Here is a 16,242-nt window from a genome sequence, read left to right on the forward strand (position 1 = left end):
CCCGCCAGCACATGGAAGTGCAGATGGTGGACGGACTGGCCCGCCTGCTCCCCGCAGTTGGACACCACCCGGAAGTCGGTAATGCCCAGCTGGGCGGTCACGTTGGAAATGACCTCAAAGATATGGGCCACCACGCCGGCGTTGTCGGCGGTGATCTCGCCGCAGGAGCCGATGTGGGCCTTGGGGATCACCAGGAAATGGGTGGGCGCCTGGGGATCAATGTCGTAGAAGGCAAAGACCTGATCGTCCTCGTAGACCTTGTTGGACGGGATCTCCCCGGCGGCGATCTTACAGAACAGACAGTCGCTCATAGCAGGACCTCCTCACTTGTAAAGCTGGTATGAGTATACCACATGCAGAAGGATTTGTCATGTCTGGAACGAAAAAAGGACCACCCCGCTCAGGGCAGTCCTTTTTCTATGATTCATCACACGGCGCGGGTGACCTTACCCGAACGGAGGCATCTGGTGCACACATAAACGTGCTTGGGCGTGCCGTTGACGATCGCCTTGACGCGCTTCACATTGGGCTTCCAGGGGCGGTTGGAGCGGCGGTGAGAGTGGGACACCTGAATGCCGAACACAACGCCCTTGTCGCAAAATTCACATTTGGCCATTCGCTTATACCTCCTCGCTCGTCAGGATACGCTTATAAAAGCATCGAACGATATGATAGCAGATGTTTGCAAAAAAAGCAAGTGTTTTTTCAAAAATGCCTGGGAAATTTCCCGGCGGGATCTGCGGCCCGGAGGGCGGCAGGCAGGCGGGGCTTGCCGGTTGAATTGAAGAAAAAGGAATGCTATAATAAGGCCACTATGGACAAACTCTCCCTGTCGCCAGGGAGAGGAAGCAAAGGGTACAGGAGGTAGCGGCATGGAGAGTTTATACACCGTCAAACTGGGCGAGCTGATCAAAAAGTTCAACCTGGAGGTGCTGCGGGGCGCTGTCGGCTATGAGGATCAGGCCATCTGCACCGAGGATGTGAACCGCCCCGGTCTGCAGCTCACCGGTTTTTTTGACTATTTTGATCCCCACCGGCTCCAGGTCATCGGCAAGGTGGAGGATACCTACCTCTCCGGCCTGACGGCGGACCAGCGGCGGGAGAGCTTTGAGCAGCTGCTCAGCCAGGATATCCCCGCCCTCATCATCTCCCGGGGGATCGATCCCTATCCCGAGTGCATGGAGATGGCGGAGAAGTATGATCGTACGGTACTGCGCAGCCAGGATACCACCAGCGTGCTGATGAGTACCATCATCGCCTCCCTGAAATCCTATCTGGCCCCCCGCATCACCCGCCACGGTGTGCTGGTGGAGGTGTACGGCGAAGGCGTGCTGCTGCTGGGCGAGTCCGGCGTAGGTAAGAGCGAGACCGCCATCGAGCTGGTGAAGCGGGGCCACCGCCTCATTGCCGACGACGCGGTGGAGATCAAGCAGACCGTCACCGGCGGCCTGATGGGTACCGCCCCCGAGCTGATCCGCCACTATATCGAGCTGCGGGGCATCGGCGTCATCGATGTGCGCCGGCTGTTCGGTATGAGCGCCGTCAAGGAAGAGGCGGAGATCGACATGGTCATCAACCTGGAGCAGTGGAAGGACGGGGCCATGTACGACCGGCTGGGCCTGGAGAACCTGTACACCACCATTCTGGACGTGCAGGTGCCCTCCCTCACCATCCCGGTGAAGCCGGGCCGGAACCTGGCGGTTATCATCGAGGTGGCGGCCATGAACAACCGCCACAAGAAGATGGGCTACAACGCCGCGCTGGAGTTCACCAAGCAGATCAACGAACACTTTGACCAGGCCATGAGCGCCCAGATGAACAAGTAATCCCGCAGATGCGGCCCGCCGCGGCGGACTTTGGAGCTGTCCGCTCCGAAGCAAAGCCCGGCGGGCCTTTTTAAAGGATGTGACCGCACATGACCTTTTTGTCGCTGCCATTTCTCTGCTTCTTCCCGGTAACGGCGCTGGGCTATTTTCTGCTGCCCCGGAAGGCGCGGAACCTGTGGCTGCTGCTGGCCAGCTGGTTTTTCTATCTGTGTGCCAAGCCGGTCTATCTCACCCTGCTGCTCTTTGTCATCCTCACCTCCTATGGGGCGGGGATGGCATTGGGAAGGAAGAAGCGGCGGTGGGTGCTGGCCCTCTGCCTGCTGACCGACGTGGTGCTGCTCTTCCTCTTTAAATATGTCAATTTCGCCCTCTCTATGGTGGGAGAAGTTCTTCATGGCATGGGGATGGTCTGGAACGTACCGGTGCTGGACATCGTGCTGCCGGTGGGCATCTCCTTCTACCTGTTCCAGGCCATGGGCTATGTGATCGACGTATGGCGGGGCAAGGCGGAGGCCCAGCGCAATTTCCTGCTCCACGCCCTGTTTCTCTCCTTCTTCCCCCAGGTGGTGTCCGGCCCCATCGGTCGGGCGGGGGAGCTGACCCCTCAGTTCCGGCAGCCCCACCCCTTTGACTGGGACAAGTTCCGGGAGGGACTGGTGCGCTTTTTGTGGGGTGCTTTTAAGAAAATGGTGCTGGCCGACCGATTGGCGGTGCTGGTCAACACCATCTTCGCCGCGCCGGAGACCTTTGGCGCGGTGCAGGTGATGGGAGCGGCGGTGGCCTTCTCCCTCCAGATCTATTGTGATTTCTCCTCCTACACCGATATGGCCCTGGGAATGGCCCACAGCATGGGCTTCACCCTGCGGGAGAACTTCGACACACCCTACTTTTCCCGGTCCATTGCGGAATTCTGGCGGCGGTGGCATATGTCCCTGTCCAGCTGGTTCCGGGACTACCTCTACATCCCCTTGGGCGGCTCCCGGCGAGGTACCGCCCGGAAATATCTGAATGTACTCATCGTCTTTGCGGTCAGCGGTTTGTGGCACGGGGCGGCCATGACCTTTGTGGTGTGGGGCTTGCTCAACGGCCTCTATCAGGTGATGGGGGCGGTCACCGCGCCCCTGCGGGACGGCGGGTACCGACTGCTCCACATCAGGGAGGACGGCCCATTCCGTCATGGTGTGCAGGTTTTGGTCACCTTCTTGCTGGCTACGGTGGCCTGGGTGTTCTTCAAGGCCAGCTCTCTGTCCAATGCCCTGGCGGTGCTGGGCGGGATGCTCCACGGCCCCCTGTGGGTGCGCCAGAGCATGGGCCTGGACCGGTGGGAGCTGCTGGCCGCCGCAGCGGGCCTGCTGCTGCTCTTGCTGGTGGATTTGTTGAGCAAGCGATACAATCTGTGGAAAACCTATCTGCAACAGCCCCGGCTGGTACGGTGGTGCATCCTGTGGGTGCTGCTCTTCGGCTGCCTGATCTTCGGCAGCTATGGGGCGGGGTACGATGCCCAGGATTTCATGTATGGATTCAGCTTTTAAGGAGGGGATACACCAATGAAGCGCCTGAACAAGGGGAAAGAGTGCTTCTTTGCCCTCCTGTTTCTGCTGCTGACGGCAGTGATGATCAACTTCGTCTCCGACGTGCTGCGGCCCGCCCAGACCATGTACGGCGCCACCTGGAGTTCCTTCCGGGCGGAACCGGAGGACAGCCTGGATGTGATCTACCTGGGCAGCTCCTTTGCCTACTGCGATTTCAATCCCTCGGTGGTGTACGATGTCTCCGGTCTGACGGGGTATGTGATGGCGGGTTCGGAACAGCCCCTGTCCATCACCTACTGGTATCTGGAGGAGATCTTCCGCACCCAGTCCCCCTCCGCCGTGGTGCTGGAGGGTACCTCGCTGTACTTTAAGGAGTACCAGAACTACACCCAGCAGAATGTGAGCCAGATGCCCTTCTCGGTCAACAAACTGGGCGCTATCTTTACGGCGTCTGAGGAGAATTTGCGGACCGGGCTGCTCTTTGATCTTTCCCTCTACCACAGCCGCTGGAAGGAGGTGGGCAAGAGCGACCTGAAAAAGGCAATCCGGCCTGTTGAGGCCAATCACTATAAGGGCTTTACGCCCATTGACCAGGTGCTGGATGGGGTGGGGGAAACCCCCTTTGTCCACGACCGCACGGTATCGGAAGAGGATTATGCCTCCAATTTGGAGTGGCTGGGCAAGATCCTGGCCCTCTGCCGGGCGCATGGGGCGCAGCCCATTGTCACCTTTAACCCAAGTTATACCCGCTGCACGCCGGAGGCCTACGCCCGCAACAAGGCGGACATTCTGGCCCTGGACGCCGGGACGCTGGTGTATGACTGGTCGGACGGCTTTGAGGAGATGGGGCTGATCCCCACGGAGCATCTCTACGACGGCGGCCATCTGAACAAGGACGGGGCAGCCATCTTCTCTGCCTGGCTGGGCAGATTCCTGACTGACGAGGTGGGGCTGGTCCCCAGAACCCAGACAGAGGAAAACGCCGCCGCCTGGGCGAAATCGGCCGCCTGGTGGCGAGCGGAGAATCAGAAATGATGTGCAAAAAACGCCCATCAAAGCCTGATTTTTCTGTATAAAACATGGTGTGGGAAGTTTCGGCCTGCGCTATTGTATTTCCGAAACTGCCAGTATATAATAACAAAAATAGGCCTTTTCAGGCCTGTGTGAATTGCTGATTTAAGAAGGAGGGAGCGCAGCTATGAAATTGCTCCAGCTTTTGGAACAGGACTGTACTTTGACCCCCGAACAGCTTGCATCCATGGCCGACATGTCCGTGGAGGACGTGAAGGCGGAAATCAAGCGGTACGAGGATGAAAAAATTATTCTGGGCTACAAGGCCATTGTGGACTGGGACCGCACCGACCGGGAGGCGGTTACCGCCCTGATCGAGGTCAAGGTTACCCCACAGCGGGGCGAGGGATTCGACCGTGTGGCCGAGCGGATCTACCAGTATGACGAGGTGGAGAGCGTCTACCTCATGAGCGGCGCCTTTGACCTGACCGTGATCATCTCCGGCCGCACCCTGAAGGAAGTGGCCCAGTTCGTGGGGGAGCGCCTGTCCACCCTGGAGGACGTCACCGGAACCGCCACTCATTTCATCCTGCACAAGTATAAGGAGAAGCACCTGATCTTTGAAAAGCAGGAGAAGCAGCCGAAGGAGTGGATTTTCTCATGAATTACGACGAGATACTGTGCAAGCGCATCCAGGATATCAAGCCTTCGGGCATCCGCCGCTTTTTTGACATTCTGGAGGAGATGAAGGACGCCATCTCCCTGGGCATCGGCGAGCCTGACTTTGTAACCCCCTGGCACATCCGGGATGCGGGCATTTATTCCCTGGAGAAGGGCTTTACCAAGTATACCGGCAACGCCGGTATGGCCGAGCTGCGGCGGGAGATCGCCGCCTATCTGAACCGCCGCTTTGATCTGCACTATGACTTTGCAAGCCAGATTGTGGTTACCGTAGGCGGCAGCGAGGCCATTGACCTGACGCTGCGCTGCCTGCTCAATCCCGGCGACGAGGTCATCGTGCCGGTACCCTCCTTTGTGTGCTACGGGCCCCTGACCTCTATGGCAGGCGGTACCCCGGTGTATGTGGAACTGAAGGCGGAGAACGAGTTTCGCCTCACCCCCGAGCAGCTGAAAGCCGCCATCACCCCCCGCACCAAGGTGCTGGTGCTGCCCTTCCCCTCCAACCCCACCGGCGGCGTTATGGCCCGGGAGGATCTGGAGGCCATTGCGGATGTGCTGCGGGGCACCGACATCATGGTACTCTCCGACGAGATCTATGCCGAGCTGACCTATGGCCAGCACCATGTATCTATGGCCAACCTGCCGGACATGTACGAGCGTACCATTGTAGTCAACGGCTTCTCCAAGAGCCATGCCATGACCGGCTGGCGGATGGGCTACGTCTGCGGGCCGGCCCCCATTATCAAACAGATGCTGAAACTCCATCAGTTCGGCATCATGTCCGCCCCCACGGTCAGCCAGTATGCCGCCATTGAGGCCATGCGCAACGGCGATAGCGACATCGAGCATATGCGGGACGAGTACGATGGCCGCCGCCGTTATCTGGTGGAGGGCCTGCGCCGCATCGGCCTGCCCTGCTTTGAGCCCCGGGGCGCCTTCTATGTGTTCCCCGACATCCGGGGTACCGGACTGACCTCCGACGAGTTCTGCGAGCGGTTTTTGATGGAGGAGAAGGTGGCGGTCATCGCCGGGTCGGCCTTCGGCGCCGGCGGCGAGGGCTTTGTCCGCTGCTGCTACGCCACCTCCATGAAGGATATTGCCGAGGCACTGACCCGGCTGGACAACTTCCTGACCAACCTGAAGAAAAAGCAGGCCAGAGCCAGGGAAGAATAAAGGAGGAGCGGGTATGTATATCACCTGTCTGGACATGGAGGGGGTTCTGGTCCCTGAGATCTGGATCGCCTTTTCCGAGGCTGCCGGTATTCCGGAGCTGCGCCGCACCACCCGGGACGAGCCCGACTACAACAAGCTGATGAACTTCCGCCTGGACGTGCTGAGAGAGCATGGCCTGGGTCTCAAGGAGATCCAGCAGACCATCGCCGGTATTGATCCGCTGCCCGGCGCCAAGGAATTTCTGGATGAGCTGCGCTCCTTCAGCCAGGTGATCATCCTCAGCGATACCTTTGAGCAGTTTGCCCAGCCCCTGATGAAGAAGCTGGGCTGGCCCACCCTGATGTGCAACACCCTGGAAGTGGCCTCCGACGGTACTATTACCGGATTTAAAATGCGCTGCCCCCAGTCCAAGCTGACCACGGTGAAGGCCCTCCAATCCATCGGCTACGATACCATCGCCGCCGGGGACAGCTTCAACGATCTGGGCATGATCCAGGCCAGCCGCGCGGGCTTCCTCTTTAAGAGTACCGACCAGATCAAGGCCGATCATCCGGAACTGCCTGCTTACGAGGAGTTCCCCGATCTGCTCTCCGCCATTCGGAGGGCCATGGACTGAGTACCACCCAAACTACATGCTGGAAGCGAGTGAGCGATATGCTGCGGCAATTTGACAGCCTGGCCTTCCGGCCGGCGGACATCCTGCTGCCCCGGGAGTGCGAATACCGCAAGTGGTCGGTGGTGGCCTGCGATCAGTACACCTCCCAGCCGGACTACTGGCAGCGGGTGGAGGAATATGTAGGCGCGGCGCCCTCCACCCTGCGTCTCATCCTGCCCGAGAGCTGTCTGGACGGCCCCAACGTGGAGACCGATATCATGGAGGTCAACAACACCATGACCCGCTACCTCCGGGAGGAGCGGTTCAAGACCTTCCCCAACGCCCTCATCTATGTGGAGCGGCGGCTGGACAACCTGAAGGTGCGCCGGGGCCTGGTGGGTATGGTGGATCTGGAGCAGTACGACTATGAGCCCGGTTCCGGGGCCGCCGTCCGGGCCACCGAGGGTACCGTCATGTCCCGCATCCCGCCCCGGGTGGCGGTGCGGAAGAACGCCCCTCTGGAACTGCCCCACGTCATGCTGCTGACCGACGATCCCCAAAAGACGGTCATTGAGCCGCTGGCCGCCCGGAAAGACCAGATGGAGCAGGTGTACGACTTCGACCTGATGGAGCGGGGCGGCCATATCACCGGCTGGCTGCTGGACGGGGAAAGTATGGCTATGGTGGCCCACGCCCTGTCCGCCCTGGTCGACCCCGCCGCCTTCCGTGCCAAGTACGGCGCGGAGGATGTGATGGCCTTTGCCGTGGGCGACGGCAACCACTCCCTGGCTACCGCCAAGGAGTGCTACGAGCGGCAGAAGAAGCTGACTCCCCGGGAACACTGGGACAGCCTGCCCGCCCGCTTTGCCCTATGCGAACTGGTGAATCTCCACGACCCGGCCCTGGAATTTGAGGCCATCCACCGGGTCCTTTTCGGTGTGGAGCCGGAGCAGGTGCTGAAGGCCCTGTTGGACGCCTTCCCCGGCGCGTTTCTGGGAGAAGGGGAGGGCCATGTCCTCCGCTACGTCCATGGGGGTGGACAGGGGGCGGTCACGGTACCTCATCCCGCCGCCCAGCTGGAAGTGGGTACCCTCCAGCCCTTCCTGGATACATACATCAAGGAGCGGGGCGGACGCATTGACTATATCCACGGCGCTGATGTGGCCCGTACCCTGGCGGCCCGGCCGGGCAACCTGGCCTTCCTGCTGCCCGCTATGGGGAAAGACCAGCTCTTCCCCACGGTGATCCACGATGGGGCCTTGCCCCGCAAGACCTTCTCCATGGGGGAGGCCCACGACAAGCGGTTCTATCTGGAGGCCCGCAAGATCCGATAAGGAGGACGCTCATGGCGGCAACTGAGGTCAGAGCCTACGCCAAACTGAATCTCTCCCTGGACGTGCTGGGGAAGCGGCCCGACGGCTACCACGACATGCGGATGGTGATGCAGACGGTGGGGGTGACCGATACCCTGCGCCTGGAGACCGGCACCGGGCAGCCCCTGCGGATGGAGAGCAATCTGGGCTTTTTGCCTGCCAACGAACACAATCTGGCTGCCGCCGCCGCCCTGCGGCTGTGCGAAGCGGCGGGGGTGGACCACGGCGGGCTGTCCATCCGGCTGGACAAGACCATCCCGGTGTGTGCCGGCCTGGCGGGCGGCAGCGCCGATGCCGCCGCCGTACTCCGGGGGCTGAACGGGCTGCTGGGCCTGGGCCTGACCGGAACGCGGCTGGAGGAGATCGGCGCACTGGTGGGTTCCGACGTACCCTACTGCGTCCGGGGCGGTACCGCCCTGGCGGAGGGGAGGGGGGAGATCCTCACGGATCTGCCTGCCCTGCCGTCCTGTCTGGTGGTGCTGTGCAAGCCGGCCTTCTCCGTATCTACCCCGGAGCTGTTCCGCACCCTGGACGGCTGCCGCATCCGGCGCAGGCCGGATACCGCCGGCCTGCTGACGGCCCTGGGGCAGGGGGATCTGGTGGGCGTGGCCCGCCGGATGTATAATGTGTTTGAGGACGCCCTGCCGCCCCGCCGGGCCCAGGAGATCGACGCCATCAAAAACCTCATGATCCAGCACGGAGCCCTGGGCGCGTCCATGAGCGGCACCGGCCCCACCGTGTTCGGCCTGTTTGAAAGCCGGACGGGGGCCGAGAGTGCCTTTGCCGCCCTGAGAGAGCAGTATCCCGAGACTTTTTTGACGCAGACTGTGGGAAATCTGCTGGAACAGGTATAAAAACAAAGATCACCGTCCACAATGGAGGCAATCCAATGTGGACGGTGATTTTTTATGAAGCAGAGCAAGACATTGCGCCGGTGGGAGCTGGCTTTATTGTTGGGGGTAGCCTTTGCGGCCCTGGCAGGGGTATGGCTGGACCGGAGCCAGGCCGCCCTGGCCGACCAGGTGATCCGCCTGCATGTGCTGGCCAACTCCGACTCGGAGGCCGACCAGGCCCTGAAGCTGAAGGTGCGGGACAAGGTGCTGGGTGTGGCGGCGGATTATTTCGTGCCGGGGGCCACCCTGGAGGAGACCAGAGCAACCCTGACCGACCATCTGGCCAACATAGCAGCCGCCGGCGCTCAGCAGGTGGCGGAGGAGGGATATCAGTATCCGGTAACGGTATCCCTGGAGGACAACTACTGGTTTCCCACCAAGCAGTACACAGATTTCGCCCTGCCCGCCGGGGAGTACACCGCCCTGCGGGTGGTGATCGGCGAAGGTGCAGGTCAGAACTGGTGGTGCGTGCTGTTCCCGCCCCTCTGCCTGGGTTCGGTCAGCGAGACCGCCGCCCAGACCGCCCTCAGCGACGGCTTTACCCCGGATCAGGTCTCCCTTATCACCGGCGAGGACGAGGGGTATGTGGTGAAGTTCAAGGCCATTGAGCTGTGGGAACAGTTCCAGCACTGGCTCAGCGGCACATAAAAAGACGGGTCCGGCAAAGAGCCGGACCTGTCTTTTGCAATTGGATCAGCCGATGCCGCCATAGTAGATGCCCAGCACCCACACAGCCGCCGCCACCAGTACATAAAACCGGGCGGTGACCGTGAAGAAGACGCCGGGGCGACCCTTTCCGCCCAGGGCCAGCTCGTCCTTGATGGTGTCTGTCCGCAGTACGAAGTAGATGCATACCGCCACCAGCAGGGCGCCGAAGGGGGAGACGTAGATGGTGATGAGATCCATCCAGCCCCCCATGCCCGCCAGGGACTCCAGGAACAGGCCGGGTACGAAGGCGATCACGCCCACAATGAGGGTGGCCCACTGCCGGGACAGCTTGCCGGTGGAGCTGAGGGCCTCGCCGCAGGCCTCCAGCATATTCATCAGGGAGGTAATGCCTGCGAAGAATACCGACACGAAGAAAAGCAGCGCGAAGATCTGCCCGCCGGGCATTTGAGCAAAGACCTGGGGCAGGGTGACGAACATGAGGGCGGGGCCGCTGGTGGGGTCGATGCCGAAGGCAAAGACGGCGGGGAGAATGGCAAAGCCCGCCAGCAAGGCGGCCAGCGTGTCCAGCAGGGCAGTCATGCCTGCATGGCGCAGGATATTCTCGTCCTTCTTCATATAGCTGCCGTAGATCAGCATACCAGCGCCGTTGATGGACAGGGAGAAGAAGGCCTGTCCCATCGCCATCACCCAGGTCTCAGGCTTGAGCAGATAGCTCCAGTCGGGCCGAAGCAGGTAGAGGTAGCCCTCCGCCGCGCCGGGGAGGAAGGCCACCCGGATAGCGATGATGAGAAACAGGATAAAGAAGGCGGGCATCATGAACTTGCTCAGCTTCTCAATGCCGGAAGCCACGCCGAAGATGAGAATGACCACCGTAAAGGCCACTGCGATCAGGTGCCAGGGGATGGAACCGAAGTTGACGGCCAGGGCATCGAAGAAGCCCTGTGCATCGCTGTTCAGGATGGCGCCGGTGGCCGCCCCGGCGGTGTACCGCAGGACCCAGCCCACCACCACTGAGTAGCCGATGGCGATACCCAGCACACCCAGCAGGGGGATAATACCCAGCAGCTTGCCGCCCTTCTTGCCCCGGGATTTCAGAACGTGATCCAGGGAGCCCATCGCCCCGGTGCCGGTGAGCCGCCCCAGGGCAAACTCGCCGGACAGGCCAACATAACTGAACAGGGCCACGAAGATAAAGTAAGGCACCAGGAAAGCGCCGCCGCCGTACTGTCCCACCCGGTAGGGGAACAGCCAGATGTTGCCCATGCCCACGGCGGAGCCCACCGCCGCCAGGACAAAGCCCAGGGAGCTGGTGAACTTGCCGCCGGATTTGTTGTGTTCCATTCAGAGATCCTCCTCCTCGTTTCTGCGTACCATGTGGATGTGATCCTCCCACACCCCGTTGATCTTGAGGTAGCGTTTAGCCAGCCCCTCCTCCTCAAAACCGGCTCTGGCCGCCGCCCGGCGGGAGGGAAGATTACGGGGCATGATGTTGGCCTCCACCCGGTGCAGCCCCAGATTGCGGAAGCCCCACTCGGTGAGGGCGGCGATGGCCTCCGCGCCGTAGCCCTGTCCCCAGAGAGTGTGATCCAGCTTGTAGGAGATAAAGCAGGACTGGAAGGCCCCACGCACGATCTCGTTGAGACCGGCCAGGCCAATGATCTTGCCGGGGTGCCGGGGCTGGACCAGCAGGAAGCGGAAACTGCGGCTCGCCTCGGCCTGCTCCAGGTCAAAGGACAGACGCTCTGCCTGGCCCTCCGCCGTAAAGAACTCCTCGGGCTGGGCCGGATCAAAGGGCGCGAAAGCCGCCCGGTTGCGTCGGTAGAATGCTGCCGCCGCCTGGGCCAGCGCCGGATCGCAGGCCAGAAACCCCAGCCGGGGGGAGCGAAAGACAAAACGGCGCATCCAGGACCCTCTCCTTTCCCATCCGCACATGTAACTGGCATTATAGCACAAGAGTCGGCACTTTGCACCCTAAATCGCAAAAGCAGGAAAATCTCCCGGAGAGGCCGCATGCGGTTTGCGCATTGAAAAGATTCCGCGATGGGTGGTTGACCTGGCCGCCGGTTTTTTGTACAATAGAATTACCAGAAAAGGGAGCCGTCCACCTGTGGGCGGCTCTCCCATTGCCAAGGGAGACTTGAAAACGCTATGTTGAATACCCAAGAGGAACTGCGCTTTTGTAAGGCCCGGCGGGCGGCCATTGAGCTGGAGTTTGGCCGCCTCAATCCCGAGCAGCGGAAGGCCGCCCTGGCCACCGAAGGGCCTCTGCTGCTGCTGGCGGGAGCGGGCAGCGGCAAGACCACGGTACTCATCCACCGCATTGCCAACCTGATGAAGTATGGCCGGGGGTCGGACTGCGACGAGGTACCCGCCTGGGTGGGGCCGGAGGATCTGACCTTCCTGGAGGACTATGTGGCCCACCCCGATCCGGGGAAGAAGGGGGAGCAGGAGCGGCTGTGCCGGATGGACCCGGCGGTACCCTGGTCCATTCTGGCCATCACCTTCACCAACAAGGCCGCCGGGGAGCTGAAGGAGCGGCTGGAGCGGATGCTGGGCCCCGCCGCCAACGATGTGTGGGCCTCCACCTTCCACTCCGCCTGCGTGCGGATCCTGCGGCGGGATATTGACCGGCTGGGGTTCAACAGCTCCTTTACCATCTATGATACCGCCGATTCCGAGCGGGTCATCAAAGACATTGTGAAGGACTTTGATCTGGACGACAAGACCTTCTCCGCCCGCACGGTGCTGGGCTACCTGTCCCGGGCCAAAGACGCCATGCTCTCCGGAGCGGACTATCTGACCCAGTGTGAGAAGGCGGGAGACTTCCGGCTCATCAAGATCGCCAAGATCTATGTGGAGTACGAGCGGCGGCTGAAGGAAGCCAACGCCCTGGACTTCGACGACATCATTCTGGACACGGTGCGCCTGCTCCAGCAATTTGAGGAGGTGCGGACCTACTACCAGAAGAAGTTCCGCTACGTCCTCATCGACGAGTATCAGGACACCAACAATCTGCAATACCTGCTGGCCTCCACCCTGGCGGGTGGTTATGAAAATATCTGCGTGGTGGGGGATGACGACCAGTCTATCTACCGGTTCCGGGGGGCCACCATTGAAAACATCCTCTCCTTCGAGCAGCAGTACAAGGGAGCCAGGGTGATCCGTCTGGAGCAGAACTACCGCTCCACCAAAAATATTCTGGAGGCCTCCAACGCGGTGATCCGCAACAATGAGGGCCGTAAAGGCAAGGAGCTGTGGACCGACCACGGCGAAGGGGACAAGGTTCAGTGCTACACCGCCATGAACGAGCATGACGAGGCCCAGTATGTGGCGGCCCAGATTCTGGCGGGCTATTCCGCCGGACGCAGCTGGAAGGATCACGCGGTACTTTACCGCATGAACGCCCAGTCCAACCAGCTGGAGCAGGCCTTCAAGCGCAACGGCATCCCCTACTGCATCATCGGCGGCATCCGCTTCTTTGACCGGGCGGAGGTCAAGGATATGCTGGCCTACCTGAGCGCGGTGAATAACCCGGGCGACGATCTGCGGCTGTCCCGCATCATCAATAACCCGCCCCGGGGCATTGGCGCCACCACAGTGGACCGTGCCCAGAGCATTGCCCAGGCGGAGGGCAAGTCCCTGTGGGAGGTCATCAGCCACGCCAGAGACTGGCCGGAGCTGCAAAAGGCGGCCCCCAAGCTGGGCCAGTTTGCGGAACTGATGGACGATCTGCGGAAGCTGTCCCGGGAACTGCCTCTGCCGGAGTTCTATGAAGAGGTGGTGGCCCGTACCGGCTATGCCCTCATGCTGGAGCAGAAGAATACGATAGAGGACCGCACCCGACTGGAGAACGTGCGGGAACTGGCCACCTCCATCCAGAACTATCTGGACAATGCGGTGGAGGAACCCTCCCTGTCCGGTTTCCTGGACGAGATCGCCCTGTATACCGATATTGACAGCCACGACCCCAGCGAGGACTGTGCGGTCATGATGACCATGCACTCGGCCAAGGGCCTGGAGTTCCCGGTGGTCTTTGTGGTGGGTGTGGAAGAGGGCATCTTCCCCGGTATCCGTGCCATTGGCGAGCCGGCGGAGATGGAGGAAGAGCGGCGACTTTGCTATGTGGCCATGACCCGTGCCAAGGAGAAGCTGCACATGACCTGCGCCGCCCAGCGCATGCTCTTCGGCCGTACCAACGCCAACCGGCCCTCCCGCTTTTTGGGGGAGATCCCCCCGGAACTGGTGGAAAAGTCGGGCCGGCTGCCCTACGGCGAGGGGGAGCGGAGCGTAAGAAAGACCGCCCCGGTGCGCCGCACCTTTGATCCCGGCTTTTCTCTGGGCCATACGGCTCCGGCTGCCGCCTCCGCTTCTTCCGGGACGGGACAGCCCGCCGCGGCCGGCGATGGCTTCCATATGGGAGATACGGTGCGGCACAAAGCCTTTGGCAAAGGCCTCATTACCAAACTCACCCCGATGGGAGGAGACGCTTTGGTGGAGATTGCCTTTGACAGCGTGGGCACCAAAAAACTGATGCTGAAATCCGCCTCCCAATATATGACCAGGGAATAAAAAATCCGGGCCGCTTCAAAGCGGCCCGGGTGAGGATCACGGGATCAGCAGCTGGGTGAAACTGTGGATATATTGATGGCACAGCCCTTTTAGTTCTTCCTCGTACCGGGCGTAGAAGGGGTCGTACACCCCCACCACCGTCAGCCCCGCCTTCTTGGCGGCGGCGCAGGCGCCGGGGGAGTCCTCGTACAGGGTACTCTCCTCCGGTTTCGCACCCAGCAGCTCCAGCACATGGACAAAGGTGGCCGGGTCCTTTTTCACCATGCCCAGCTCCTGAACAAAAATGATTTGGGTAAAATACCCGTCCATATCCAGCCGCTTCAGAGCGGCCCGGCAGAACTCCGGCACGCAGGCGGTGAGCAGGACCATGTCCTCCCCCTGCCGCCGGCACTGCTCCAGAAAGGCCAGCGCCCCCTCTTTGGCGGGTACCTGGGACAGGTAGGCCTCACGGCCCAGCTGGGTCCACTCGTCCATGACGGCCTGGGGCGTGGTGTCCAAGTGGTAGTAGTCGATGGTGAACCGGGCGGCCAGAGGGAAGATGGAGTGACCCACCGCCTCGCTGTACTCCCAGGTGGGGGTCAAACCCCGGCGGGCCAGGAAGGTGTTGTCCACCTCCTCCCACACGCCGTTGGAGTCCACCAGGGTGCCGTCAAAGTCAAACAGGATCATACATAAAACCTCCAGGGAAAGTGAACGGCCTCCTCGGCGTAGTCGATGCCGATGCGGGGGCCGGTGCGGAAGGGGGGCGGCGCCTCGCCGCTGTCCAGAAGGAACAGCTCCTCGCCGCACAGATCCAGGCCGTTTTGTGCCCGGGTGAGGGCCAGGGCCTTGCATAGTTTGCCCGGGCCGTCCAGAAAATGTTTCTTTTGATAGGGCGTAAGCTCCCCCGGCAGTTTGGAATACCGGTTGAGACTCATAAGAGTCACCCCTTCCGCCGGTTCCAGGCCCCGGAGCAGGACGGCGGCGGGTTCCCCCTCCGCCTCGGTGACAAAGTTGAGGCAGTGGTACATGCCGTAGATCAGATAGATGTAGGCGGTACCCGGCGGGGCGAAGAGGGTTTCCGTCCGTGGGGTGCGCCGATAGCCGTAAGCGTGGCAGGCCTTGTCGCAGCGGCCGATATAGGCCTCGGTCTCGGTAATGCGGCCTACCAGGGGCGTGCCGTCCCACATCCGCACCAGATATTTGCCCAATAAGTCCCGGGCCACCTCCAGGGTGTCCCGGTCAAAGAAATCCCGCCCCAGCTTTTTCATTTGGATACCCCCTTTGTCGGGATCAAATTATATTTTACCATAGGTAAAGGAGAGGTACAACCATGAACCAGACCAACGAGAATAGCGTCCTGGCCAAGTTTGCCACCCCGCTGATCATTCTGGCCACCATCATTTGGGGCAGCTCCTTTGTGGTGATGAAGAACAGCGTGGATGTGCTGCCTACGTTCTGGCTGCTGGCCATTCGCTTCAGCTTTGCCGCCCTTGTTCTGGCCATCGTCTTTATCAAGCGGTGGAAGGTGATGGATCGCCACTATCTCATCGGCGGTACCGTTATGGGCTTCTGCCTGTTTGTGGCCTATGCGTTCCAGACCTACGGCCTGGAGCAGACCACCCCCGGCAAGAACGCCTTCCTCACCGCGGTGTATTGCGTGATCGTCCCCTTCCTCTATTGGATCGTGGCCAAGCGCCGGCCGGATAAGTTCAACGTCATCGCCGCCCTGCTGTGTATCATCGGCATCGGCCTGGTGTCGGTTACCGGCAAGAATGCCTCTGCCTTCAACATGGGCGACGTGCTGACCCTCATCGGCGGCTTCTTCTTTGCCGCCCACATCGTGGCGGTGTCCAAATTCTCCGAGGGCCGGGATATCTTCATCCTGACCACCCTCCAGTTTGCCAGCTTTGCCGTGTTCTCCTGGATCGGCGTGCTGGT

Annotated in this window: 17 protein-coding genes; 11 read left to right on the plus strand and 6 right to left on the minus strand. The window is 61.2% G+C overall.

Features of this window, described 5'->3' with window-relative positions:
- On the minus strand, positions 1-311 hold a 311-nt coding region (locus Q0K43_RS06230), incomplete at its 3' end, for a histidine triad nucleotide-binding protein (RefSeq protein ID WP_297289701.1).
- A gap of 116 nt (positions 312-427) precedes the next feature.
- Positions 428-616: a 50S ribosomal protein L28 gene (gene rpmB, locus Q0K43_RS06235; RefSeq protein WP_033116638.1), complete on the minus strand. Its 189-nt coding sequence runs from the start codon at positions 614-616 to the stop codon at positions 428-430.
- A gap of 256 nt (positions 617-872) precedes the next feature.
- On the opposite strand from rpmB, the gene hprK reads away from it, so the two are divergent.
- From hprK to spoIIR, 9 genes are all read left to right on the plus strand, one after another.
- Positions 873-1,826 (plus strand): HPr(Ser) kinase/phosphatase, encoded by a 954-nt coding sequence (gene hprK, locus Q0K43_RS06240; RefSeq protein WP_297289702.1) that lies wholly within the window; start codon positions 873-875, stop codon positions 1,824-1,826.
- An 89-nt stretch (positions 1,827-1,915) separates the two neighbouring features.
- A complete protein-coding gene (locus Q0K43_RS06245) occupies positions 1,916-3,358 on the plus strand; it encodes an MBOAT family O-acyltransferase (protein ID WP_297289703.1) in 1,443 nt (480 codons plus the stop codon).
- 15 nt (positions 3,359-3,373) lie between these two features.
- Positions 3,374-4,393: a hypothetical protein gene (locus tag Q0K43_RS06250; protein WP_297289704.1), complete on the plus strand. Its 1,020-nt coding sequence runs from the start codon at positions 3,374-3,376 to the stop codon at positions 4,391-4,393.
- A 163-nt stretch (positions 4,394-4,556) separates the two neighbouring features.
- Entirely contained in the window at positions 4,557-5,033 is a 477-nt protein-coding gene (locus Q0K43_RS06255; RefSeq protein ID WP_087331250.1) for an Lrp/AsnC family transcriptional regulator, read from the plus strand.
- Positions 5,030-6,223 carry a pyridoxal phosphate-dependent aminotransferase gene (locus Q0K43_RS06260; protein ID WP_297289705.1) on the plus strand — a complete coding sequence of 398 codons (1,194 nt, stop codon included), beginning with the start codon at positions 5,030-5,032 and terminating at the stop codon, positions 6,221-6,223. The genes Q0K43_RS06255 and Q0K43_RS06260 overlap by 4 nt, the downstream gene beginning before the upstream one ends.
- A 13-nt stretch (positions 6,224-6,236) precedes the next feature.
- Positions 6,237-6,839 (plus strand): bifunctional phosphoserine phosphatase/homoserine phosphotransferase ThrH, encoded by a 603-nt coding sequence (gene thrH, locus Q0K43_RS06265; RefSeq protein WP_297289706.1) that lies wholly within the window; start codon positions 6,237-6,239, stop codon positions 6,837-6,839.
- Positions 6,840-6,877: 38 nt separating this feature from the next.
- On the plus strand, positions 6,878-8,152 hold the full coding sequence (locus tag Q0K43_RS06270; protein WP_297289707.1) for a DUF1015 domain-containing protein: 1,275 nt from the start codon (positions 6,878-6,880) through the stop codon (positions 8,150-8,152).
- Between the two features lie 11 nt (positions 8,153-8,163).
- On the plus strand, positions 8,164-9,045 hold the full coding sequence (gene ispE / locus Q0K43_RS06275; protein WP_297289708.1) for a 4-(cytidine 5'-diphospho)-2-C-methyl-D-erythritol kinase: 882 nt from the start codon (positions 8,164-8,166) through the stop codon (positions 9,043-9,045).
- Positions 9,046-9,099: 54 nt separating this feature from the next.
- A complete protein-coding gene (gene spoIIR / locus Q0K43_RS06280) occupies positions 9,100-9,732 on the plus strand; it encodes a stage II sporulation protein R (RefSeq protein ID WP_297289709.1) in 633 nt (210 codons plus the stop codon).
- A gap of 45 nt (positions 9,733-9,777) precedes the next feature.
- On the opposite strand, the gene Q0K43_RS06285 is transcribed toward spoIIR, so the two are convergent.
- Both Q0K43_RS06285 and Q0K43_RS06290 read right to left on the minus strand, forming a co-directional pair.
- Complete coding sequence (locus Q0K43_RS06285; protein WP_297289710.1) at positions 9,778-11,094, minus strand: sodium-dependent transporter; 1,317 nt, start codon at positions 11,092-11,094, stop codon at positions 9,778-9,780.
- On the minus strand, positions 11,095-11,655 hold the full coding sequence (locus tag Q0K43_RS06290) for a GNAT family N-acetyltransferase (protein WP_297289711.1): 561 nt from the start codon (positions 11,653-11,655) through the stop codon (positions 11,095-11,097).
- A gap of 246 nt (positions 11,656-11,901) precedes the next feature.
- Here Q0K43_RS06290 and Q0K43_RS06295 point away from each other — a divergent pair, with 246 nt between their 5' ends.
- Positions 11,902-14,322 (plus strand): ATP-dependent helicase, encoded by a 2,421-nt coding sequence (locus Q0K43_RS06295; RefSeq protein WP_297289712.1) that lies wholly within the window; start codon positions 11,902-11,904, stop codon positions 14,320-14,322.
- Positions 14,323-14,358: 36 nt separating this feature from the next.
- Here Q0K43_RS06295 and Q0K43_RS06300 read toward each other — a convergent pair whose 3' ends face one another.
- Together Q0K43_RS06300 and Q0K43_RS06305 are read right to left on the minus strand one after the other, a co-directional pair.
- Positions 14,359-14,991, minus strand: coding sequence for an HAD family hydrolase (locus Q0K43_RS06300; protein ID WP_297289713.1), 633 nt, complete (start codon positions 14,989-14,991; stop codon positions 14,359-14,361).
- Complete coding sequence (locus Q0K43_RS06305; RefSeq protein WP_297289714.1) at positions 14,988-15,572, minus strand: DNA-3-methyladenine glycosylase; 585 nt, start codon at positions 15,570-15,572, stop codon at positions 14,988-14,990. Before Q0K43_RS06305 ends, Q0K43_RS06300 begins: the two co-directional genes overlap by 4 nt.
- A 62-nt stretch (positions 15,573-15,634) precedes the next feature.
- Here Q0K43_RS06305 and Q0K43_RS06310 point away from each other — a divergent pair.
- A partial coding sequence (locus Q0K43_RS06310) for a DMT family transporter (protein ID WP_297289715.1) occupies positions 15,635-16,242 on the plus strand: 608 nt, incomplete at its 3' end.

The organism is uncultured Flavonifractor sp. (genome assembly GCF_944383115.1).
Lineage (GTDB): Bacteria > Bacillota > Clostridia > Oscillospirales > Oscillospiraceae > Flavonifractor.

Coding starts and splice junctions, on each gene's coding strand:
- rpmB (WP_033116638.1), bottom strand. CDS start 616: ATGGCCAAATGTGAATTTTGCGACAAGGGCGTTGTGTTCGGCATTCAG.
- Q0K43_RS06260 (WP_297289705.1), top strand. CDS start 5,030: ATGAATTACGACGAGATACTGTGCAAGCGCATCCAGGATATCAAGCCT.
- Q0K43_RS06255 (WP_087331250.1), top strand. CDS start 4,557: ATGAAATTGCTCCAGCTTTTGGAACAGGACTGTACTTTGACCCCCGAA.
- Q0K43_RS06290 (WP_297289711.1), bottom strand. CDS start 11,655: ATGCGCCGTTTTGTCTTTCGCTCCCCCCGGCTGGGGTTTCTGGCCTGC.
- thrH (WP_297289706.1), top strand. CDS start 6,237: ATGTATATCACCTGTCTGGACATGGAGGGGGTTCTGGTCCCTGAGATC.
- Q0K43_RS06245 (WP_297289703.1), top strand. CDS start 1,916: ATGACCTTTTTGTCGCTGCCATTTCTCTGCTTCTTCCCGGTAACGGCG.
- Q0K43_RS06270 (WP_297289707.1), top strand. CDS start 6,878: ATGCTGCGGCAATTTGACAGCCTGGCCTTCCGGCCGGCGGACATCCTG.
- Q0K43_RS06295 (WP_297289712.1), top strand. CDS start 11,902: ATGTTGAATACCCAAGAGGAACTGCGCTTTTGTAAGGCCCGGCGGGCG.
- Q0K43_RS06300 (WP_297289713.1), bottom strand. CDS start 14,991: ATGATCCTGTTTGACTTTGACGGCACCCTGGTGGACTCCAACGGCGTG.
- Q0K43_RS06250 (WP_297289704.1), top strand. CDS start 3,374: ATGAAGCGCCTGAACAAGGGGAAAGAGTGCTTCTTTGCCCTCCTGTTT.
- hprK (WP_297289702.1), top strand. CDS start 873: ATGGAGAGTTTATACACCGTCAAACTGGGCGAGCTGATCAAAAAGTTC.
- Q0K43_RS06285 (WP_297289710.1), bottom strand. CDS start 11,094: ATGGAACACAACAAATCCGGCGGCAAGTTCACCAGCTCCCTGGGCTTT.
- ispE (WP_297289708.1), top strand. CDS start 8,164: ATGGCGGCAACTGAGGTCAGAGCCTACGCCAAACTGAATCTCTCCCTG.
- Q0K43_RS06305 (WP_297289714.1), bottom strand. CDS start 15,572: ATGAAAAAGCTGGGGCGGGATTTCTTTGACCGGGACACCCTGGAGGTG.
- spoIIR (WP_297289709.1), top strand. CDS start 9,100: ATGAAGCAGAGCAAGACATTGCGCCGGTGGGAGCTGGCTTTATTGTTG.